This is a genomic window from Apibacter sp. B3919, from assembly GCF_026537405.1.
GTDB lineage: Bacteria > Bacteroidota > Bacteroidia > Flavobacteriales > Weeksellaceae > Apibacter.
Genome location: NZ_JAFNMG010000001.1, coordinates 1 through 21720 on the forward strand (window position 1 = coordinate 1; position 21720 = coordinate 21720).

Here is a 21720-nt window from a genome sequence, read left to right on the forward strand (position 1 = left end):
TTACCGAAGGATATTATAATGAATTGGTGGGCGTACCTATGGACAATATGGTTCCCGAATATATGGATGAAGATGCAATTCCTTTATGTGAAGAGCAATCGGCTACGGTTACGGATAATAACGATCCGGAAGGAATGTCTCGAATTCGGGTACAGTTTCCTTGGCAAAAGCCTTTTAACGGTACGACTCCCTGGATTCGTTCAATTACCCCGTATGCAGGAAAAGGAAAAGGGATGCATATTGTGCCGGAGATAGGGGAAGAAGTAATCGTAAGTTTTGAGAACGGAAATGCGGAAAAGCCGGTAAGCTTAGGGGCTATGTTTAATGGAGGAGGTAAATCGGGACACGGGGGAGCAGGTAATTATATGAAAGGTTTGCAAACAGTAAAAGGAAATAAAGTATTATTGAATGATAAAGATGGAAGTACTTTATTGACCGATACTCCCGGTTCTGTAAGTATGAAATTTGATGGTAGTGGAAATTCTTCCATAGGAGCATCCTCTACTCAAGTCATTACAATTGGAGCTAGTGGAGAAGCTCCAAACGGTCAATCTTTATTGAAAATGGACAAGGATGGTAATATCAGTCTAGAAGGAAAAACTAAAATTACTCTTAAAGTAGGAGAAAATTCAATTACTTTAACTGAAGATTCCATAATCACCAAAGCAGGTTTAGGAAAAATTGAAACTATTGCAAACGTGGGAGCAATTTCAATGGAAAGTATATCCAGTGAAATTATGATAAAGTCTTCAACTACAAATACCATAAAAGGACAAGAAATAATGATGAGTGGCATAGGTAATATAAGAATAGATTCTCCTGACACAGATTTAACCTAGCCAAAACGCAGGATTATGCCACATGAATTAGAATATATAGTTGATCAAGCGGTTATGCTATGTGATGAGGGAATAAAACCCGATTATTTTAACGGCACGCATAATGCCAATGTAAAAATAAACGGATGTAAAGTCTGCACAATCGCCGATAAAATCCCAATAACCAATATACCCTCATTTGGTATATGTCAAAAAACGCAACAACCTTGCATACCGGTTCCGTTAAAATGGAAAGACACCTACAAAGTAAAGGTAAAAGGCAACCAAACCCTACTCTTTAAAAGCTCTTTACCGTGCGGATTGGGCGGTAAAATAGAATTTGTTACTTCCGGACAAGCACCCATAACTAGGGAAGACTTGGATAAAATGGTTGAAGAGAATGCAGAAGAACCACCAGAAGAAGATGACGACGGCTTAAGCTGGTGGGATGCAGTAGAATTAGTCCCCTTTGTTGGTGGCGTAGTCGGTATGGTACGTTCAGGAATTAAGGGAGAATGGGTAGGATTTGGATTGAGCACAGCCTCTTTTGCACTAGATATTGGAGGTTTAATTTCGTTAGGCGCTGGAAATGCCGCTTCAGCAGCAGTAAAAACGACAAAACTAGCAAATGCAGGCAGTAAAGTAGTCAAGGTAACATCAAAAATAAGTAAAGCAGCCCTAACCGCAGGAGGAAAACTGTTAACCAAAGCAAGTGCTAAAGCAGCAGCCAAAGCCCTTGCCAAAAAAGCCGACGACATAGCCATAAAATACGGAAAAGTATGCGTATTTGCATGCTTTCCTGCGGGGACGCCTATTCACACGCAGCAGGGCATTAGAAAAATAGAACAAATTCGCGAGGGCGATCTGGTTTGGTCGGAGCACGAAACAAGTGGACAAATAAGCCTAAAAAAAGTAATCGCCACTATCCGTAAAGAGATAGATACTACCGTACAAATAGAACTGGAAGGCGAAACCATTGAAACCACTGCCGAACACCCTTTCTACACACAAGAAGGCTGGAAAGATGCCGCCGACCTTACCGAACAAGACCACATACAAACCAAAAATAAAAAATGGTATCGTGTAAAAGGACAAAATTTTCTTTATACTAAGAAAAAAGTCTATAATTTTGAAGTTGAAGATTGGCACACCTACTTTGTCGGCAAACTCGCTTGGCTGGTGCATAATGCTAAGCCTTGCTTGAGCGGAATATTCAAATCCATAGAAAGATATGGAATAAAACCTTACAAGGAATTAAAGGCATTAGTTAAAGGAAAAGGTCTTCAAGTTCATCATCTTATTGAAAAAAGATTTGCAAGTATATTAGGTGTAAATAAGAGAGAAATGCTATCAATTGTGTTAACAAAAGAAGAACATCAAATCTTCACTAATGAATGGAGAAAAGTTATACCATACAGAACTAAACCTACTAAAGAATTTATAACCAAAGTAGCAAAAGAAATATATAAAGACTATCCAGAAATATTAAAAGTATTAAAATTATGAAAATAAAATATCGATTTTTTAAAAATTTTTCCTTAAAAGAAGTTTCTAAATTAAAAAATATAAATATTTATGTCGATGTGGGATGTGATGCTTTTACATTCTATGAAAATGACGAAATGAACGAGCAACTTCAATCCATATTCGGAAGCAACTATAAATACTATGTTTCTGTTGTCAAAACAGAATTTTCAGAAAAAGAAAGAATTAATGCCGATTATTTATCAATTGAGGCTAGTAAAATATTGGGATATCCTCAACCAGAAGACTTAGATGGAAATGATGAATTGGAAAAATTTCCTTTTAATGTTTTTCCTTATTTAAAGAACGTATTTGAAATAACAAAAAGAAGTGAAAATTTTGGAATTATTAGAGGAAAGCAAATTGGAAGTATCTCATTATTAAGCGAACCTAAATGGAATAAAAAAGGTATAGGAACAATATATTGGCTTGAAGATACATTTTTTACTACACCTTCAATTTATGAAAATATATTTAAACCACTAAATATACAAAGCAAAAGTGTAATTGGGTATGGTAATCAAAAACCTCTAGTTACAGTAGTTCAATTGTTACCACAAGGAATATCCTCATCTAAATTAAATATAAATGATAATAATATAGATGAGAAAACACATATCCCAGAGTGGGAAATGACTAGGTTTCATTTAAACAATAAAGGATTTTTTCCGTCTTTTGAAAATCATCCTGGAAATTTTGATTTTTTTGTATCTCAAGAAAATTTTGGTTCCGGTCATGCCAATTATAAAGAAGTCTTTGTATCGCAAAAGCTATATCAACTTTTAAAAAATAATAATATAAAAGGACTAGATTATTACCCAGTAAAGAAATAGTAAGCCGAAAATTTACACAGTTAGGGAAAGTAACAGGAAGAACAGCAAAAAAATATATTGATGAAATCACCAGCAAATACGCCCCCGGAACGGTTATTAAAAACACCAAGCGTAATGCGGAAGTCATTGCAAGAGGAGGAGACAAATTGAAAGGAGAGATGATTTTAGAAGTACCTAGACAAACGGAAAAAATTTCCAAAGAAGTTTTAGAGTACGCGGCAAATAAAAAAGTTACAATAAGAGATATAAACGGAAACAGATTAAATTAAAAGAAGCAAATTATGACAAAATATACAGATTACTTCCGAAAAAAAGTAAGAGAAGAATATCTTGCAGTTAGTTGTTGGGAAACATGGAATAATATTAAATTTGAGAAAAAGTAAAAAAAGCTAAGTTCACTTCCGAAGCAGTTGCGAATACAACTACGAGCATTTATTGGAATATGAGTTTTTCGTATTACGGTCTGAAAAATCACTTTACCCTGATTGTTTAGTTTCTATAGTGCCTTGAAACAAATATATTGGCGTTGATATAATCGATAATGAAGGGTGTAATTATCTATCTTATCTTATAATGAAGTTTAAACAAGACCGCACCCTAATATTACAAAAAGTTTGGTTTTATCAATTTATCCCAGGAAACAGCAGTAATTACCAAGAATATTGTATGCATTTTGCATTTGATCAGGATGGAAACTATGCTGCCTGAAAATATATCGATTTTAAGAGGAAATATGAAAATTACGAAGGTTATCAAAAACTGGACTTTTAGACTTATACGAAAAATATCCTGAATTTGGCCAACACCAAGGCATATTTCAACTTGAACGTCCTGTATTGAATGATATTTAAGAAATTTATATATGATTAGTTGTATAAAATACGATTCAAAGCAAAAAAAAAGAGAATATTTTGAAATAGATGATTTAGAAACTTTAATTATTCAATTTGAATCATTACCCGATTATTCAGGAACTACCTTTGAGTTAAAAAAAAATACTATTAAATTAAAATTTCAAATAACCTATGATGATTATTATAGAATCACCTTTTACATAGAAGAGCATGATAAATCTATTTTGGAGAAAAAAGGATTTGGGCTTAAATGCATAACTTTATTTTTTGAAGATGAAGAAAAATTTAAAGATTTAACTGAAAACCCTTTAGAATATTTCAAAAAAGACAGAAAGGTTACTAAATCAGAAATTTTTAATGAACAGATAAATACTACTGTTATTTCAGATACATTAGAAACTAAAAAAAAATTAATTAATACCCAAATTTATAAAACCTATAAAGGAAAAAATTATACTAAAGAAGAATGGGAAAATATGGAACAAAAGCTATACGAAAATTATGTTCAAAAAAATAATTTGGGTAATGGAAATACTGACTGTAAAAAAGAAATTAAGAAAAAAGGGGAAGGATTTTTTTTAGATGAAAAAGATATGAAATAGATAACTTAAGAAAATAAAATGTTTAACTATCAAAAAAATATTATTAATTTATCAAATTAATATATTAAATCTTCAAAAACTAAATCTTATAAATCATAAAAGGTAATATCTTTAAATTAATTAATCTCATCTGCTTATAATCAATAAAATTGAGATTTCAAATAGAAATAATTAATTTATAATTTATAAAATTTGAAAACAATTCACAACAAGCTTCTGATTACTATCAGAAAATAAAATTTATATTAATTAATATATTATCAGAATATAAGAATCATTATCTTAAATTTATTTATAATTTATACCTTCAGTATCCTTGCATTATTAGTATAATTGAAAAAAAGGCGTGAATAAGTAGTTAAATAAATTTGAAAACAATTCACAGCTGCTCAGGCAATGCATTAATTTTTGTATACTATACAAGTATATTATTATAACTAATAAGTATTAAAAATATTATATAAAATTAATACGATATTATAACCGTATTTCCAACCAATTGTGCAGGATAAATTTTAGGTGCTCGGTCAGCTATTTCTAACGGTTGACCGGAGGTTAGAGACCATTTTGCTCCATCTTCAGGACAATAGATATAAAAATCGTCTTTTACTTCCAATCGGGTATTAGATCCCGGGCAAATATGCGGTGCATTTCTGTCGTAGGCTAAAAACTTATTAGCCTCTATTCTAACCAATATTAAGCCCTTAGTACCGGTTAAAGGACCCTCTTCAATATAAACATAATTATTTATCCCGGATAATTTTTGGAATTGAGGTAAATTGAGATCGGCTGAATAACTTATAGAAGAATTAGGAAAACAACTAATCGTTTTATTTCCATTTTCGCATTGGATGAAGAAGAATAACTGTGAAATTAATAATATATAAAGAATTAATTTTTTAATCATAATAAATTTGCTAAATTTGCATACGGATAATCCGACCGTGAAGAGTCGGGTTATTTTTTTTATGTTTATAAATTACAACGCAAAATTACAAAAAATAGTATCATGAATTATGTAACGAAAGAAGGTCTAGATAAATTACGTAAGGAACTTGATCAATTGGAACAAGTTGAAAGACCTAAAATCACACAGCAAATTGCTGAAGCTAGGGATAAGGGTGATTTATCTGAAAATGCGGAATACGATGCGGCTAAAGAAGCACAAGGTCTGCTTGAAATGCGAATATCTAAGCTTAAAGATATAATTTCTAATTCTAAAATAATAGATCAATCGCAAGTTGATACTTCTAAAGTAGCTATATTATGTTCTGTTAAAATAAAGAATACTGCCAATGGACAGGAGATGAAGTATACCTTGGTTCCGGATACGGAAACCGATTTAAAAACCGGAAAAATCTCTGTTAATACACCCATTGCTAAAGGACTTTTAGGAAAGGAAGTTGGAGAAACTGCCGAAATCAATTTACCGAACGGTAATCGAATTAATTTTGAGATTTTAGAAATTTCATTAGATTAATAAGCTAAATTTACAACCTATGGCAAGTATATTTTCAAAAATCGTAGCAGGAGAAATTCCCTGTTATAAAGTTGCAGAAAGCGAAAAACACCTTGCTTTTTTAGATGCATTTCCAATAGTAATAGGACATGTATTAGTAATTCCTAAAAAAGAAACCGATAAACTGTTTGATTTACCCAAAGAAGAATATGATGAATTAATGGATTTTACCTATAGGGTTGCTCAGGCAGTAGGGAAAGCTATTCCATGTTTACGGGTAGGAATGTCTGTACAAGGATTGGAAGTTCCCCATGTTCATGTTCATCTGATCCCATTAAACGCTATCGGAGACATGAATTTTGGTAACAAATTGACACTGAGTTCGGAAGAATTTACTGAAATTGCTGACAAAATAAAGTCTTATCTATAGGGACTCTTGTTTGGTATAGTTTTAGTGAGAAAATTAAGTAAAAAATTTTAGAAAAAGATTAATAAAAATGGATTTAGGAAAAGAGTTCCATAAATATGCAGTAAAACACCAGGGAATTAATAGTCTGGCGGTAGATCAATACGTAAATTCAATGACTCCATATATTACTGAAGAACGAAAATTAAATGTAGCACAAATGGATGTGTTCTCTCGGTTGATGATGGATAGAATTATATTCCTGGGAACAGGTATAGACGATCAAATAGCCAATATTGTAACCGCTCAATTATTGTTCTTGGAAAGTACAGATGCCAATAAAGATATTCAAATATATATTAATTCTCCCGGAGGAGGAGTTTATGCCGGACTAGGTATATATGATACCATGCAAATTATTAAGCCTGATGTGGCTACTATTTGTACCGGTATGGCTGCTTCTATGGGAGCCGTATTATTGACCGCAGGTGCTGCCGGAAAAAGATCAGCATTGAAACATTCCCGAATTATGATTCATCAACCATTGGGAGGAGCTCAAGGGCAAGCCTCCGATATGGAAATTACATTAAAGGAGATCTTAAAGCTGAAAAAAGAATTATATGAAATTTTGGCAGAGCATTCCGGTCAACCTTTTGAAAAAATTGAGAAGGATTCAGATAGGGACTATTGGATGATTGCTTCAGAAGCTAAAGAATATGGACTTATTGATGAAGTTCTTGAAAAACGGTAAAGCTTTGTTTTGTTGAGAACCACATACATATAATATAATATTTATACTAAGACTTTCGTTTGTTCGATATCTACAAACGAAAGTTTTTTGTTTTTTTAAATAACGTTCAATGAGTAATAAATTACTTTTTTTGTTTGCATTTTTATTTAGTTTATCTTATAATGCACAAATCAAAATTACGGGGGTAATTATAAATCAAGATACCCAGCGTCCTATTGAAGGAGCAAAAATATCTTTTCCTGAAGCTCCCGAGATTTCAACCCTTTCAAATAATATTGGATATTTTTCACTCGAATCTAAAAATAACTTTGATTCTATCGTTGTTCAGATTGTGAATTATAAGAAAAAGTCATTTCCTGTCAATAAAAAACAAAACTTAAATTTAATTATTAAATTCTCTGAAAAAGATAAGATTGGTACATCCTCAATTCCTCCATCAATTACCAATCAAACTAAAATTGATACGGATAGTATATCACCATCTTCTAACCAGCAAGTTAATTACGTTAGAGTTTCCGGTCAATTGTTAGATGAAGATACAGAAAAGCCAATTCCGGATGCTGATATTTTTCTTAAAAATACTCAGGTTTACGCCACTACAGACAGTGACGGAAATTTTGAATTACAATCCAATAAATTCATTGACACGTTACAAATTATTACAGATAAATACCCGACAAAATATATACCTTTACAAAGGGGAGATAATCTAGGCTTAATTGTAAATCTCAAATTAAAAAACAAAAATAGTAGCCAATCAACCGATAAAGGAACCGTAAGCAAAGAAAAGGAAATAGACGAGGTAGTAGTTACCGGCTTTCCGAAAAAACGTTTACCTAAAAAAGAAAATCCGGCATACCGCATATTGCGTGAATTATGGAAGAGAAGAAGAACCAACGGTTTGACTAATTTTAAGAATTATCAATATAAAGAATATGAGAAAATCGAATTTGATTTAAATAATGTTGATAGTGCTTTTATAAGTAAAAAAATCTTTAAAAAATTAAACATTTCAGCCAAAGACATAGATACATTAGATATCTCAGGAAAAACGTACATTCCCGTTTTTCTTAACGAATCCCTTTCCGATATAGTTGGACAAAATACGCCTTCCAAAAGGGAAAAATCCTTTTTAAGAGGAAATAAAGCTTCCGGAATTCCTAATAATGATATTGTAGCCAATACGGTTAAAAATTTGTATAAAGATGTTAACATATACGATAATGTGTTAAACTTTTTTAATAAAGGATTCACCAGTCCGGTAGCTACTATTGGATTTTCCGTATACGATTATTTATTAGCTGATACGGTTTCCGTAGATGGAGTTGATTGTTATTATATTAAATACAGGCCTCGAAGAGAAAATGAGCTTACTTTTAAAGGAGATTTATATATTACTAAAGATACTTATGCAGTAAAGCAAGTTACCTTACAATCCACTTCGGGTATTAATGTAAACTTCGTTAAAGACATATATATGGAATTGAATTATGACAATGTCAATGATTCAATCTTTATTCCATTACGAAATTACACGGTTTTGGATATGTCTCTTATAACTAAAAAAGAAGGAGGAAAAGGTATGTTTGCAAAACGTACCATAACTTATAATGATTATAAATTCGATGAGCCGCAAGGCACTGTAGAAAAACTTTTAGATCAACAATGGGAACCTATTTCTGAAGGAGCTTATAACAGGAAAGATGATTTTTGGGCCGACAATCGTCCGGATCGTCTCAATGAAGATGATAAAAAGGCATATGAAATGGTAGACAAGGTATCTAAAACCCGATTATTTAGAAATATTGTAGATGCCGTACAAATTCTTTCCTCAGGCTATGTCAATGTGGGTAATGCCATTGATATTGGAAATCTGTATCAAACACTAGGATATAACGATGTTGAAGGAACCAGAATTCGTTTAGGAGCCAGGACGTTTTTCTCTCCCAATGATATGTGGAGAGTGGAAGGATATACGGCATACGGATTTAAAGATGATCAATTTAAATATGGTTTTGAAGGGCGCTTGATGTTAAACAAATACAATCGTTTTACGATAGGTGCGGGAACAAAAAGGGATATAACTCAGTTAGGGACTTCGCTTACAGAAAATGAGGGAATTATGACCCGTTCTTTTGCGTCATCTTCCATCATATCCCGAGGAAGTAATGAATATTTGAGTTCTGTCAATCAAACCAATGCATTTTTATCTATTGAACCGTGGAAAAATGTACAATTGCGATTAGATGGAACTTATCAATACATAAAATCGGCGAATCCGTTCAAATTTAATATCGGTTATTACAACAAAAAAGGTGATATTAAAAACGATTTGTATGATTCTCATTTAACATTTAGTATTCAAGCGAGACCGGGAGCTAAATATTCTCGTTTTGGATTAGACAGATATGAACATACGACTTTATCTCCAACCTTAATTTTAAAATATATAAAAGGATTCAATGGAGTATTGGATGGTGATTTTAACTATGATAAAATACAATTTTTATACAATCATCCGATCCTTTGGGGACCGATTGGTAAATCGAATGTTACTTTTGAATTCGGAAAATCGTTTAATAAATTGCCCTTATCCTTGTTAGGAATCATACCGGGTAACCAGTCTTACGGTATCATAAATAATACCTTTGCATTGCTGGATTACTATGATTTCGTAACAGATATTTATACGGCATTGCATGTTGAACATCACTTCAACGGAAGGATATTTTCCTATATTCCTTTATTGAAAAAATTACAATTAAGAGAAGTAGCGATTTTCAGAGGTGTTTGGGGAGATATATCCGAAGGCTCCAAGAATATGAATGCTTCTAATATCAGATATGTAGCGCCTAATAAAGATATCTATTATGAATATGGATTTGGTATCGAAAATATAGGGTTTGGAAATTTAAGAATCTTTAGAGTAGATTTTAACTGGAGAGGGAATTACTTACATATGCCAGATGTTAATAAATTCGGAGTTAAATTTGGAATGCAATTTACATTCTAAAAATCATACGATTTAAAAAGAAAAAAAAGGAGTAATTATAGTACTCCTTTTTTTATTGAATTTTATATTAATTATTTTTTAATTCGAGAATTAGTTAAAACATAAGTGCCGACTAATTCCCTGATATTTACATAGGTTTTCTTCATAAGTTTAGGGATATCCTTTTTTCTAATCCATTGGGCTTTATCAATTCCTTCATTTTTTTGAGGTTTAGGTTTTTCATTTCCATCATACTTCATTTCAAACCACTGAACTATTTTTAAAAAGTATTTTTTTTCAGATTGATACACATGATAAGTTGTCGTTAGGTATTTTTTTAATTTTAGATTAGAAATAGAACATTCTTCTTCTACTTCCCTTTTGGCAGCTTTTTTAAAAGTTTCATTTTCTTCCACATGACCTTTCGGTAAATCCCAATAACCGTTTCTTTTAATAAATAAATAATTGTCTTTACTATTATTAACTAATCCTCCCGCTGCATACACGGGTGTAGCTATTTTTTGTAATTTTTTCCAAACTTTTTTGGTTTCAGATGAGTAAACATGAATGGAATTTACTTTCGTATGGTACAAAATATCCAGAGCGTATACCAAAGTTTTCGAATTTTCGTATGGAAGGTTAATGGCACCTTTTCTCTTATTTTTACCAAGGGTAAGAAATCTTTCGTTTACAGAAATTTTGTACATTTGTGTTTGTTTTTACCAAAATTACAAAAATGAATATTAAAGGAGAAAAAATACTGGTTAATAAATCGGCAGAAGATATTTACACGTTAGCATCTCAGCCTTCTGAATTTAAAAAGTTCATGCCTGAAACCATTGATAAGTTTGAGGCAGATGAAGATGGATTTGTTTTTGCATTAAAAGGAATGCCTGAAATTGCCTTGAAAATGAAAGAAAGAATTCCTTATTCAAAAATTGTATTAAGTTCGGCTAAAGAAACTTTGAATTTTGACTTAAGTTTATTAATAGATCAGGTTACAGATAGTTCAAGTGAAGTTCAATTTACTTTCGATGGTAAATTTAATATGTTTATATCTGCCATGGTTGAAAAACCTTTAAAAAATTTAATTAAAGCTTTAACGGAAGGAGTTACTAAAATTTCATAATGTTAAATTTGAAACATAAAAAAAGCTATTTTATTTAAAAATAGCTTTTTTTTATATAAAGAATATTCAACTTATTTTTTTCCTTTTTTACTTCCTTTTTCAGGGTTGAAATTATCATACGCATATTTCACGGCTCTAAAAACATCTACAACACCTCCGGTCGCTGAAAGTTGATCAAAAGTTGTTTTAATCATAGGACTGTTTTCACTCTCGCCACCTGCCGTTACTTCTATAGTAGATTTATTTGCTGTTATGAATAATATATTTTTCACTTGTTCAGCAGTTAACTGAGGAAAATAAGACCATAAAAGGGCAGCACATCCCGCAACAACCGGAGAAGCCATACTGGTACCTTGTAAAAATTTATATTTTCCTTTAGTAACGGTAGAGTAAATTTCTAATCCGGGTGCAAAAATATCAACTTTTTCTTTTCCGTAGTTAGAAAAAGATGCTTTCAATGCATTATTATATCGAGTACTGGCTCCTACGGTAATCCAATTGTTTACAAAAGATTTATGCTCATTATCCTTAAAATTGGTTGGATAATTATACTCAGTATCTACATTTTTATTATCATTACCGGCAGCATGAACCATTAATACGCCCTTTTTTTCCGCGTATTTCATAGCTTCCCATACTCTCTCTTTATTAGGAGAAAAAGGCTTACCAAAACTCATATTGATCACTTTAGCGCCATTATCAACGGCATAATATATGGCATTGGCAATATCTTTATCTCTTTCATCACCATCCGGAACGGCTCGAACTACTAAGATTTTTGCAACATCACCGGCAATACCGTCCATTCCTATATTATTATTTCTAACTGCTGCAATTATACCGGAAACATGAGTTCCATGTAATGCATCCGGGCCTTCCACTTCATTGTTACCGTAATGTTTTTCCTTAATATCTGTATAATCATCACCTACAATGTAGCGAGGATCATAACTTTTATTAAGCATGTAATCTACTTTTCCGGAATAATACTTAACTGCTTCACCCATTTCACTATCCGCCAACATATTGATTTGAGTTGCATTTTTTCCTTCCAAATCGCTATTATTTGCAATCATCTGAAGGAAAGCTTGTTTATATTGAGGAACAGTAAAAGTTGCCTCATTTACATTTTCAAGAGTCAAAGGTTTGTCACCCAGAGCATTTTGTAATTCAGTGGTCATTTGTCTTATCAAAGCTTTTTGCTCATCAATATTAGATAGGGCATCTTTAGCTTCACCTAAATCTTTATCATATATAAATTTAGCTCTTTGATATTCTTTGAATTCGTTCGGATACTTTTCCCGATTTTTTTCATTAGTTTTCAGATCACCGGTTTCGAACAGTTTTTCATATAAAGAAACTATACGGGTTGATTCCATAGTATCGTGGTCTACATCTTTTCCGTCTTTTCCACCGATAAAATCCCATCCATGAACATCGTCAGCATATCCATTACCGTCGTCATCTTTACCGTTATTAGCGATTTCTTTTGGATTATTCCAAATATTATTTTTCAAATCCGGATGATCAATTTGTACACCACTATCAATTACTCCAACGATAATAGGAGAGGGCTTGAGTCCTTTAGAATTTAGAAATTCAATAGCATCAGTAGTCCCTACACCATAAATACCGGTTTTTTCATAACTTTGATGATACCAGTTTTTTAAAGCAAGGGAATCAACTGCCGGAACGTTATTTTGAGCAAATGCATTGGCAGTAAAGAATGCAAAAGCGAAGCTTAGGCTTAATAGTTTTATCTTCATTTAAAATTATTTATTTATTCGACATTAGTAAGGTAAGTAGCAGATTTCGGGCCAAGATTGCATATAAGATCTAGTATGGAAAGATCATTCATAAACTCGAAACGGTCTGAAAATACCTGAATATATTTTTTATTTTTATAGGGACTTTCTTTTTTTGCATTGAATGCTTCTCGCGCATCGGTAAACGGAGGATTTTTTACATATTCATCCGTGAGTTCGTACGAACATTCCAACTTTAGGATAGAACATGCCCATTCTATTGTGTTTAGATTTAAATCTAATAAAAAGGTTTCTTTTTTTTCCAATAATTGGATTAGCTTATCTTCGTAATATTCAAAGTAAGGAGAACTTTGATACGCTGATTGTAACGATTTAATGTGTAATTTTTGCCATGAAGACGCATAGGAAATCTTAATATCTTTTATAATTCTGGCTCCTGAATGTTCAATAGGAACAATAAGAGGCAATTTTCCATTAGCTCCTTGAACAATGCAACGATTACGATAAGTTTGTTTAGGAAAATTTTCCCACTGTTCCAAATAGATCTTTTCCGAATGGATCCATTTTTCAAAATAAGAAACAGGAGGAAAATAAAAACAAGGTAAGACGATCATAGTTATTTTTTATGAAAGTGCTAATTTACCATAAAAATAAATATGATCTTCTTATTTTAACAAAATATGTATGCGATCTATTTTATATGAAATTTACTTTTTTTCTGTCTTTAAAATTAATTAGAAAAAATTATATCGTATACCCAAAAATCCTCTTAATTTTTGCAAGGACGCATAATTATAAGAAGTATCAAAAGTGTACCCGTTAGGATTGGTAATCGGATTATCAACCTCTTTATTGAAAGGGTCAAAAGGACGCATGATCGGGTTTTTGGGCGTAAAATTAAATAGGTTTTTAATTCCTCCGTAAATTTCCATTCCATTATGGAATTTCTTGGTGACTTGTATATTTGCGATGCAATACCACGGGGAATATTCACTTCTAAAATCATTAGGTTCGATAGGCAACCTCATTTTTCCGTTCCATTGTCCTGAAAAGTCCAATATATAATTTTTAGGAAATGTGTAAGTCATAACAAATGTTCCGGACCATTTAGGTGCATAAAGCTGATCTGTTCTAAGATAAGAACCCTTGTAATCTTTTTCTTTGGTGTAAACATCCATATAAGTAACACCCGCCATAATTTTAAAAGGAATTAAAAAAGACCATTCCGTATTTAAAGATATACCTTGCGAAACAGCATGTCCGTCTAAGTTATCATAAATGATTTTAGTAGGATCGGAATCGAAGTCACCAATAATTTTATTAGTAAAATAAGAATAAAAACCGGTGATATCCAGATTTACATTCAGATCATCGAACATCATTTTTTTAACATAGTTCAAATTTCCGTTATATGAACGTTCAGGCTTTAAAGAATTCAAGATAACTACATCTCTGGCTCCCGTAAGAGCAGAATGATCTTCCGTAAAGATATTTACAACTCTAAAACCGGTTCCAAAACTGGCTCGGAAGGTATTCGTATAATTGGGTGAAAACTTATAGGCAATTCTTGGAGAATGTACATTTCCATGATGTTTATCGTTATCGTATCTATACCCAAGTAAAAGTTTATTTTTAGTATTTATAGACCATTCATCTTGTAAAAATAATCCCGGTAACGGTGTTTCTGAAGGTCTGTTTTTTGAGCCGTCAGGAGAAGCGGTCGCAGGTGTATTGTCATCGTAGTAAGTATATCTAAAAGAAGCTCCTGCTAAAAAGTTATGATTTTTTATGGTTTTATCCCAATAACTTTGGATAAAAGCTACTTGTTGAGTTGCCATATACGGAGTATTCCCATACCATGAGTTTTGATCATGCCAATTATATGAAAATTGGGTGTATATTTTTTCATGTAGAGGTAATTGGTAAAGTCCGATCACTTCGGCACGTTTCGTATATATACTTTCTCCGTAAACCTCGTCACTTCCTCGATATTTTTTACTCCAGTTCATTTCTCCACCCCAGCGATCTTCATTGACCCATCGCAGCCCTAAACTGGCAACTCTGTTTTCGTTTCGTTTAAAACTCCATTTATTAAAAACCGATATTCTGTTTTGTAAAGTTAAATCGGTAAATCCGTCGTGATTGGCATCGATAGGATTATCATAATAAAAATGATTGATACCCAGTAAACTGGTTACTTTTTTACCGGCATTAAATTTAAAGGATAAATCCGTACTTAGTTCTCCCCAGCTTGTACTGAAAATATCCGCTGCAAATTTGGGTGCTTTTTGTGGGTTTTTAGTTATTACGTTTATAATTCCCCCCATAGCTTCTGAGCCGTATAAAGAAGAGGCGGGACCTTTAACTACCTCAATTCTTTCTACCAAACTATTGGGAATCCCACTTAAACCATAAACAGTAGCTAATCCGCTAACGATAGGCATCCCGTCAATTAATATCATGGTATAAGGACCTTCCATACCGTTTATGTGAATATCTCCCGTATTACAAACGCTGCAATTTATTTGAGGTTTAACTCCGTTAATCATTCCTACGGCATCGAAAAGACTGGGAGTAGGATTTTTTTTGAATAGTTTTGGTGTAATAATTTCAACAGGCACCGGGCTGTCAGATTTTCTAACTTCCTTCAAGGTTCCAGTCACGACAACATCGTCAATCGATTTTTCTTTAGAGTTTTTAATTGAATCTTTAACTTCTTGGGAATATAGTGTGCAAAGGGATAATGCAAAAAGTACAGTCAATCCTCTTTTCATAATTATTAATTTTAGACTCGCAAATATAAAAAATTAGATTAGTCTAACAAATTTATTTTACGATTGTATTTTGGAAAAATAAATTATTTGGTCTTGAAAAATTAATATTTTAAATATATTTGTAAATGTTCTCATCTATAGAAGAAAATTATCTAAAAGCCTTATATAATCTGTCTGACGAAAAGGGAGAAGTATCTACTTTGGCGTTAAGCCAATCCTTAGATATCAAAATGCCTACTGTGAACAGCATGATGAAAAAATTCTTGAAAAAAGGATTGGTCTACTATCAGAGCTATAAACCGTTAAAACTGACAGAAAAAGGTAAAAAAGAAGCCGCTTTAATTCTTAGGAAACACCGTCTAACTGAAATGTATTTGGTTGAAAAAATGGGATTTAGTTGGGAAGATGTTCATGAAGTAGCCGAACAAATCGAACATATACATTCAGAAAAATTTTTCAATAAAATGGACGAATTGTTAGATTATCCTAAGTTCGATCCTCACGGTTCACCTATACCGGATAAACAAGGAAATATTGAAGGGGGACGCTTTAAAAAGTTAAACGAATACCAGATTGGAGAAATCGTGGAATTATCCGCTATCATTCACAGTTCTAAAGAATTTTTAAAATATTTAAATTCTAAAAATTTCAATTTAGGAATTAAATTTCAGATTGAATCAGTCGAAGAGTTCGACGGAAGTGTAACCGTTCAAATTGTAGGTCAAAATAGAACAGAAGTTTTAAGTAATATGATTGCTGAAAAACTTTTAGTCAAAAATTGTTTAAATTAAAGTTACCGCTCAATTACTATCATTTAATTATAAGGTAAAAGTGCAGTAAATGAGTTAATTAATTTAATTTTTACTATATTTACTATATGAAGAAGGGATATGCAGATTTACCTTTACACTATGGAATAGTTCCCGCCTGGTTAGCTAAAAGAATGGCTTTATTAGGTGGAGCGATTGTAGAGGCTATAGTTCAAGAATACGGAAGAAAAACTTTCTTACAAAAATTAAGCGACCCGTTTTGGTTTCAATCTTTAGGATGTGTTTTAGGAATGGATTGGCATTCTTCAGGAATAACCACTTCCGTTATGAATGCTTTGAAAAAAGCAATAAATCAAAGATCCTCGGAACTTGGTATTTATGTATGCGGGGGCAGGGGGAAATCTTCACGAAATACTCCAACGGAATTACTTCATATTGCCGATAAAACCGGTTTAGATGCAAATGAACTCATTACTAAGAGCAGATTGGTAGCTAAAGTTGATAATTGTGCGGTTCAAGATGGTTTCCAAATATATTTACATTCTTTTGTAGTTACTAAAGATGGTGATTGGACAGTTGTGCAGCAAGGAATGAATATCAACGATAAATTGGCAAGAAGGTATCATTGGCTCTCTTCCTCAGTTCAATCCTTTACGGAAACTCCCCATACTTTTATTTATGGTAAAAACAAAGGAGAAATCCTTAATCTGACCGATAAAGATGCTTCTACTACCAAACAGGGAATTTTGGAACTAACTAAGGAAAATCCGGATCGTTTAATGAAAGAAATATCCCTTATACTGCCTTCTCATCATGAGGTACGCGAAAAAGACGTCAATTTGAAGAGATTGGGCGCTGCTTTGGTACTTGCTCATGAAACAGATGTTCAAGATGTGGAGTCTCTGTTGCTTTTGAATGGAGTAGGACCCAGAACGCTTCAATCGTTGACCTTAGTTAGTGAGGTAATACATGGCACTCCTTCCAGATTTTCAGATCCCGCCCGATTTTCTTTTGCACACGGAGGAAAAGACGGACATCCTTTTCCTGTACCCACTCGAGTATATGATGAAACCATTGAAATTTTTGATAAAGCATTGCAACGATCTAAATTAGGAGATACCGATAAATTGGAAGCATTGAAAAATCTTTCCAAAGTATCTATGGAAATTGAAAAGAATTTTAAACCCAGTGACAATTTTCATGAATGGATTGAAAATGAACGGAAAAATTCCTGGAAATACGGTGGTAAAACCATCTATGGAGATGCCGTTGAAAACAGCAGTCTTATAAAAAAAACCGGCAAGAAAACTGATAAATCTGTAAATAAAAAAATAGATAAAAACCAACTCACCCTGTTTGATTAAGCATAAGAAGGTATTTAAAGACTTTCACCAATAAATTTAGACTTTAATTCTGTTTCCGTCCATTCTTTTTGCGGATTACTTTGCGCTGTAATACCACCACCTACATAAAGTAAAGCTCCATTAGCATATAGTTTAGCACATCGTAAATTAACGAAATACTTTTTAAATTTCTGAGTTTCCAATCCTATATATCCTGCATAAAAATCACGATTATATCCTTCATTCTCCAAAATATAACTTCTACTTTTATTTAACGGAATTCCACAAACGGCAGGTGTAGGATGCAAATCTGCTATCAATTGAGGTAGTTGATAAGAAGTATTTAATTTTGCAGAAAGATAGGTTACTAAATGTTTAACATGTCCTAAATGAAGTGTTTCAGGACCTTTTACCGTTAAATTCGAAGTATAGGCTTTAATTTTTTCACAAATATAATCTGTGACATATTTTTGCTCTTCTATTTCTTTGCTTTCCCACTGAACAGAATCAATATCCGGTAACGTTCCGGCAAGCGCCATCGTTGTAAATAAAGAATTTTCAAAAGATCCTAAGATTTCAGGAGTAGCCCCCATCCAAATTTCATTTTGATTCCAATAGCTTACTTGGCAAAAGGAGGATGGATATTTTTCACATAAAAACAAAAACGATTTGAAAGGGTTGATATTATCCTTATCGATCCATTTTTCGCGAGAAATTACAATTTTATCTGTTTGTTTTTGTTGAATATAATGAATGGTCCGTTGAAGAAGATTTAAATATTCTTGTTCTGAAATAACCTTTGTATTTTCATTGTTAGGTAGAGGAAATATATGATCATTCGATGGTAATAAATCTTTTACCTCAGTAAATGTTGAAAAATGGAAAGTATATTTCTTTGAATTATCAAAAGATTGAAAAGAATATTCATATAAGCCGCCCTCTTCCTTTTTGATTAAAAATATTTTTTTGTCTTTAGGAAGTCGAATAAAAGCAAAAGGAATATTTTTTTTAATGCAATCTTTAACTGTTTCAGAAAGTACCATTATTCAAAATTATTTTTAGGAACAATGCGGTTAGTCATGGTAACATAACAATTTTTAAAAGTATTTCCCTCATCATCCGTACAAAAAATATTAATTTCAACTACATGGGATGTGTTACCTTTGTTAATAAATTGGGCTGTAGCTGAAATTTTTCCGTTTTTAACAGATTTTAAATGATAGCCGTTTACTTGCGTTCCTAAAACATAATAATTTGAAGGATCAACTGAGGTAATAGATAAAACCGAACCAACAGTTTCAGCAAGAGCTAATGAGGCTCCACCATGTAAAAATCCTATCGGTTGGTGTACCCGGGAATTTACTTCCATTTCTGCAGTTAGTGTATCTCCTGTAAAATCAGTGTATACGATCCCTAAGGTATCCATTAATGTATTTGGTGAAGATTCATTTAGCTTGGCCAAAAGTTCTGCCTTATCCATTTTTTACTATTTAAGTTTCATGCAAATTTATAAAAAATTAAACTCAAGGATTGGGCTAGAGGAAAGAATACCGATTCTAATTTTTTTACTATTTCTTTCTTTGCAATCTAATTGCAACATAGGGGAATTATTTTTGTTATATAATTAAAAAATACAGATAGTTATGTCTTCTTATAAACCCGGTTGCGCCTGTAATGACAACGATAGAAAAAATATTACTAATCAAGGAGATCATGAATCTTCTCATGGGCATACCCATGATCACGAACTAGATTTCAACATAAATATTTTTCAATTATTTTTACCGGCCATCATAAGTTCTATCCTTTTAGCTCTCGCTCTCATTTTAGATTATTCTAAAACTTCATTTTTCAATTCTTGGATTAGATTGGGAGTATATATTCTAGCTTATTTGCCTGTAGGGTTTCCTGTATTTAAAGAAATGTTGGAAGAATTTAAGCATAAGGATTTTTTCAATGAGCTATCGTTAATGTTTTTAGCTTCGGTAGGTGCTTTTTATATAGGAGAATATCCGGAAGCGGTTGCAGTTATGTTATTTTATTCCATTGGAGAGAACTTCCAATCGTTGGCAGTAGCTAAAGCTAAAAGAAATATTAATGCTTTATTGGATCAAAGACCCGATGAAGCAACAATTATTGAAAATCAAACTACTAAAGTCGTAAAAGCTAAAGAGGTTCAAGTAGGCGAAATTATACAATTGAAACCGGGAGATAAAGTAGCATTGGATGGAGAATTGCTTTCTTCAACGGCTACGTTCAATACCTCTGCGTTAACCGGGGAAAGTACTCCGCAAAGTAAAGAAAAAGGGGAGACCATTTTAGCAGGAATGATAAATCTTAACACTTCATCACTTGTAAAAGTTACTACTCCTTACTCAGACAGTAAACTATCTAAAATATTGGATTTAGTTCAAAACGCTACCGGTCAAAAAGCGAAAACAGAATTGTTTATCAGAAAATTTGCGAAGATTTATACTCCGGCGGTTTTCTTTATTGCCTTGCTGGTGTTTATATTACCTTATTTTTTTGTTACAAACTATGAATATGAAACCTGGTTGTATCGATCCTTAATATTTTTAGTTATATCCTGTCCTTGTGCTTTGGTAATCTCAATACCTTTAGGATATTTCGGTGGCATAGGTTTAGCTTCAAGAAACGGTATTTTGGTTAAAGGTTCCAACTTTTTGGATATCTTGGCTGAAGTCAAACAAATTGTATTTGATAAAACAGGAACTTTAACTCTAGGAAATTTTTCTGTTCAAAATGTACATGTTGAGCAAGGTTTTGATCGGACTCAATTATTACAATGGGTTAATATAGCCGAATCTCATAGTAATCATCCGATTGCCGCCGCAATTCAAGCTTATGTTAATCATAAACCTGAGGTAACAAAAATTACTTCCATGGAAGATATTCCGGGAAAAGGGATTAAAGTGGAAATAGAAGATAATGAATTGTTAGTAGGTAATTTTAAATTAATGGATGCCTATTCTATTTCTTATCCGGAAACTTGTAAAGAAATCATAAATACTGTAGTTTTAATTGCAGTAAATAATAAGTTCGCCGGATATTTGGAAATTGCAGATCAAATTAAATCAGGAGCTCAACAAGATATTAAAAAAATACATGATTTAGGCATCGGGGCAACTATTCTTAGCGGTGATAAAAATACAATCGTACAAAAAGTTGCCCGGGAATTAGGTATAGATCATGCCTATGGTGAACTTTTACCGGAAGATAAGGTAAGTAAAATGAAGGAAATAAAATCAACAGTGATTGGTAAAGTAGCTTTTGTAGGTGATGGATTTAATGATGCACCGGTGATCGCTTTAAGTGATGTTGGTATAGCCATGGGAGGTTTAGGCAGTGATGCGACGATTGAAGTAGCTGATGTCATAATTCAAGACGATCAGACCTCTAAAATTCCTTTAGCCGTTAAAATAGGAAAAGCCACCAAACATGTTGTGTGGCAAAATGTGATATTAGCTTTTGGTATTAAAATTATTGTAATGATTTTAGGAATTTTTGGTGATATCCATCTATTGGAAGCTGTATTTGCCGATGTGGGTGTAGCCCTTTTAGCTATATTAAATGCCGTTCGTCTACAAAAAGCCAACCTAAATAAATAGAATTTTCTCTACCATTTGTACGAATAAATTTTAATACATGCTTTATTAAAACAGGTAAGTAAACTAGGTA

General features: G+C 32.5%; 20 protein-coding genes. 13 read left to right on the plus strand and 7 right to left on the minus strand.

Annotated features, from left to right (window positions below; translation table 11 throughout):
• The 5 genes from J3U20_RS00005 to J3U20_RS00025 form a co-directional block, all read left to right on the plus strand.
• The coding region (locus J3U20_RS00005) for a phage baseplate assembly protein V (RefSeq protein WP_267433708.1) at positions 1-839 on the plus strand (839 nt) is incomplete at its 5' end.
• A 15-nt stretch (positions 840-854) separates the two neighbouring features.
• Positions 855-2324 carry a polymorphic toxin-type HINT domain-containing protein gene (locus tag J3U20_RS00010; RefSeq protein WP_160543206.1) on the plus strand — a complete coding sequence of 490 codons (1470 nt, stop codon included), beginning with the start codon at positions 855-857 and terminating at the stop codon, positions 2322-2324.
• A complete protein-coding gene (locus J3U20_RS00015) occupies positions 2321-3175 on the plus strand; it encodes a hypothetical protein (RefSeq protein ID WP_160543205.1) in 855 nt (284 codons plus the stop codon). Before J3U20_RS00010 ends, J3U20_RS00015 begins: the two co-directional genes overlap by 4 nt.
• A gap of 573 nt (positions 3176-3748) precedes the next feature.
• Positions 3749-3883 carry a hypothetical protein gene (locus J3U20_RS00020; protein WP_255450173.1) on the plus strand — a complete coding sequence of 45 codons (135 nt, stop codon included), beginning with the start codon at positions 3749-3751 and terminating at the stop codon, positions 3881-3883.
• A 154-nt stretch (positions 3884-4037) separates the two neighbouring features.
• Positions 4038-4631 (plus strand): hypothetical protein, encoded by a 594-nt coding sequence (locus tag J3U20_RS00025; RefSeq protein ID WP_160543204.1) that lies wholly within the window; start codon positions 4038-4040, stop codon positions 4629-4631.
• A gap of 466 nt (positions 4632-5097) precedes the next feature.
• Here J3U20_RS00025 and J3U20_RS00030 read toward each other — a convergent pair whose 3' ends face one another.
• A complete protein-coding gene (locus J3U20_RS00030) occupies positions 5098-5538 on the minus strand; it encodes a hypothetical protein (protein WP_160543203.1) in 441 nt (146 codons plus the stop codon).
• A 102-nt stretch (positions 5539-5640) separates the two neighbouring features.
• Between J3U20_RS00030 and greA the strand changes: the two genes are divergently transcribed.
• The 4 genes from greA (at position 5641) to J3U20_RS00050 (ending at position 10260) form a co-directional block, all read left to right on the plus strand.
• A complete protein-coding gene (gene greA / locus J3U20_RS00035; RefSeq protein ID WP_105297865.1) occupies positions 5641-6111 on the plus strand; it encodes a transcription elongation factor GreA in 471 nt (156 codons plus the stop codon).
• A gap of 19 nt (positions 6112-6130) precedes the next feature.
• Positions 6131-6520 (plus strand): HIT family protein, encoded by a 390-nt coding sequence (locus J3U20_RS00040; protein ID WP_105297864.1) that lies wholly within the window; start codon positions 6131-6133, stop codon positions 6518-6520.
• Between the two features lie 67 nt (positions 6521-6587).
• Positions 6588-7247: an ATP-dependent Clp endopeptidase proteolytic subunit ClpP gene (clpP, locus tag J3U20_RS00045; protein WP_105297863.1), complete on the plus strand. Its 660-nt coding sequence runs from the start codon at positions 6588-6590 to the stop codon at positions 7245-7247.
• 109 nt (positions 7248-7356) lie between these two features.
• Complete coding sequence (locus tag J3U20_RS00050; RefSeq protein WP_160543202.1) at positions 7357-10260, plus strand: DUF5686 family protein; 2904 nt, start codon at positions 7357-7359, stop codon at positions 10258-10260.
• 71 nt (positions 10261-10331) lie between these two features.
• Here the strand turns inward: J3U20_RS00050 and J3U20_RS00055 are convergent, their stop codons facing one another.
• Complete coding sequence (locus J3U20_RS00055) at positions 10332-10946, minus strand: NUDIX hydrolase (RefSeq protein WP_160543201.1); 615 nt, start codon at positions 10944-10946, stop codon at positions 10332-10334.
• A 29-nt stretch (positions 10947-10975) separates the two neighbouring features.
• Here J3U20_RS00055 and J3U20_RS00060 point away from each other — a divergent pair, with 29 nt between their 5' ends.
• Positions 10976-11368 carry an SRPBCC family protein gene (locus tag J3U20_RS00060; protein WP_160543200.1) on the plus strand — a complete coding sequence of 131 codons (393 nt, stop codon included), beginning with the start codon at positions 10976-10978 and terminating at the stop codon, positions 11366-11368.
• A 71-nt stretch (positions 11369-11439) separates the two neighbouring features.
• Here J3U20_RS00060 and J3U20_RS00065 read toward each other — a convergent pair whose 3' ends face one another.
• The 3 genes from J3U20_RS00065 to J3U20_RS00075 form a co-directional block, all read right to left on the minus strand.
• Entirely contained in the window at positions 11440-13134 is a 1695-nt protein-coding gene (locus J3U20_RS00065; RefSeq protein WP_160543199.1) for a S8 family peptidase, read from the minus strand.
• 14 nt (positions 13135-13148) lie between these two features.
• Complete coding sequence (locus J3U20_RS00070) at positions 13149-13748, minus strand: WbqC family protein (protein ID WP_160543198.1); 600 nt, start codon at positions 13746-13748, stop codon at positions 13149-13151.
• A 120-nt stretch (positions 13749-13868) separates the two neighbouring features.
• Positions 13869-15908: a TonB-dependent receptor plug domain-containing protein gene (locus J3U20_RS00075; protein WP_160543197.1), complete on the minus strand. Its 2040-nt coding sequence runs from the start codon at positions 15906-15908 to the stop codon at positions 13869-13871.
• Positions 15909-16033: 125 nt separating this feature from the next.
• Here J3U20_RS00075 and J3U20_RS00080 point away from each other — a divergent pair, with 125 nt between their 5' ends.
• Both J3U20_RS00080 and J3U20_RS00085 read left to right on the plus strand, forming a co-directional pair.
• The gene (locus tag J3U20_RS00080) at positions 16034-16699 is read left to right on the plus strand and encodes a metal-dependent transcriptional regulator (protein ID WP_105297856.1); all 666 of its coding nucleotides are present in this window, start codon (positions 16034-16036) and stop codon (positions 16697-16699) included.
• Between the two features lie 86 nt (positions 16700-16785).
• Complete coding sequence (locus tag J3U20_RS00085; RefSeq protein WP_160543196.1) at positions 16786-18042, plus strand: DUF763 domain-containing protein; 1257 nt, start codon at positions 16786-16788, stop codon at positions 18040-18042.
• A 14-nt stretch (positions 18043-18056) separates the two neighbouring features.
• On the opposite strand, the gene J3U20_RS00090 is transcribed toward J3U20_RS00085, so the two are convergent.
• Complete coding sequence (locus tag J3U20_RS00090; RefSeq protein ID WP_160543195.1) at positions 18057-19064, minus strand: chorismate-binding protein; 1008 nt, start codon at positions 19062-19064, stop codon at positions 18057-18059.
• Positions 19064-19501 (minus strand): hotdog fold thioesterase, encoded by a 438-nt coding sequence (locus J3U20_RS00095; protein WP_160543194.1) that lies wholly within the window; start codon positions 19499-19501, stop codon positions 19064-19066. Before J3U20_RS00095 ends, J3U20_RS00090 begins: the two co-directional genes overlap by 1 nt.
• 163 nt (positions 19502-19664) lie before the next feature.
• Between J3U20_RS00095 and J3U20_RS00100 the strand changes: the two genes are divergently transcribed.
• Entirely contained in the window at positions 19665-21650 is a 1986-nt protein-coding gene (locus tag J3U20_RS00100; protein ID WP_160543193.1) for a heavy metal translocating P-type ATPase, read from the plus strand.
• The last annotated feature ends 70 nt before the right edge of the window (positions 21651-21720 follow it).

Coding starts and splice junctions, on each gene's coding strand:
- J3U20_RS00055 (WP_160543201.1), bottom strand. CDS start 10,946: ATGTACAAAATTTCTGTAAACGAAAGATTTCTTACCCTTGGTAAAAAT.
- J3U20_RS00015 (WP_160543205.1), top strand. CDS start 2,321: ATGAAAATAAAATATCGATTTTTTAAAAATTTTTCCTTAAAAGAAGTT.
- J3U20_RS00025 (WP_160543204.1), top strand. CDS start 4,038: ATGATTAGTTGTATAAAATACGATTCAAAGCAAAAAAAAAGAGAATAT.
- J3U20_RS00020 (WP_255450173.1), top strand. CDS start 3,749: ATGAAGTTTAAACAAGACCGCACCCTAATATTACAAAAAGTTTGGTTT.
- J3U20_RS00095 (WP_160543194.1), bottom strand. CDS start 19,501: ATGGATAAGGCAGAACTTTTGGCCAAGCTAAATGAATCTTCACCAAAT.
- J3U20_RS00085 (WP_160543196.1), top strand. CDS start 16,786: ATGAAGAAGGGATATGCAGATTTACCTTTACACTATGGAATAGTTCCC.
- J3U20_RS00010 (WP_160543206.1), top strand. CDS start 855: ATGCCACATGAATTAGAATATATAGTTGATCAAGCGGTTATGCTATGT.
- greA (WP_105297865.1), top strand. CDS start 5,641: ATGAATTATGTAACGAAAGAAGGTCTAGATAAATTACGTAAGGAACTT.
- J3U20_RS00065 (WP_160543199.1), bottom strand. CDS start 13,134: ATGAAGATAAAACTATTAAGCCTAAGCTTCGCTTTTGCATTCTTTACT.
- J3U20_RS00100 (WP_160543193.1), top strand. CDS start 19,665: ATGTCTTCTTATAAACCCGGTTGCGCCTGTAATGACAACGATAGAAAA.
- J3U20_RS00030 (WP_160543203.1), bottom strand. CDS start 5,538: ATGATTAAAAAATTAATTCTTTATATATTATTAATTTCACAGTTATTC.
- J3U20_RS00070 (WP_160543198.1), bottom strand. CDS start 13,748: ATGATCGTCTTACCTTGTTTTTATTTTCCTCCTGTTTCTTATTTTGAA.
- J3U20_RS00075 (WP_160543197.1), bottom strand. CDS start 15,908: ATGAAAAGAGGATTGACTGTACTTTTTGCATTATCCCTTTGCACACTA.
- J3U20_RS00090 (WP_160543195.1), bottom strand. CDS start 19,064: ATGGTACTTTCTGAAACAGTTAAAGATTGCATTAAAAAAAATATTCCT.
- J3U20_RS00050 (WP_160543202.1), top strand. CDS start 7,357: ATGAGTAATAAATTACTTTTTTTGTTTGCATTTTTATTTAGTTTATCT.
- J3U20_RS00080 (WP_105297856.1), top strand. CDS start 16,034: ATGTTCTCATCTATAGAAGAAAATTATCTAAAAGCCTTATATAATCTG.
- J3U20_RS00040 (WP_105297864.1), top strand. CDS start 6,131: ATGGCAAGTATATTTTCAAAAATCGTAGCAGGAGAAATTCCCTGTTAT.
- clpP (WP_105297863.1), top strand. CDS start 6,588: ATGGATTTAGGAAAAGAGTTCCATAAATATGCAGTAAAACACCAGGGA.
- J3U20_RS00060 (WP_160543200.1), top strand. CDS start 10,976: ATGAATATTAAAGGAGAAAAAATACTGGTTAATAAATCGGCAGAAGAT.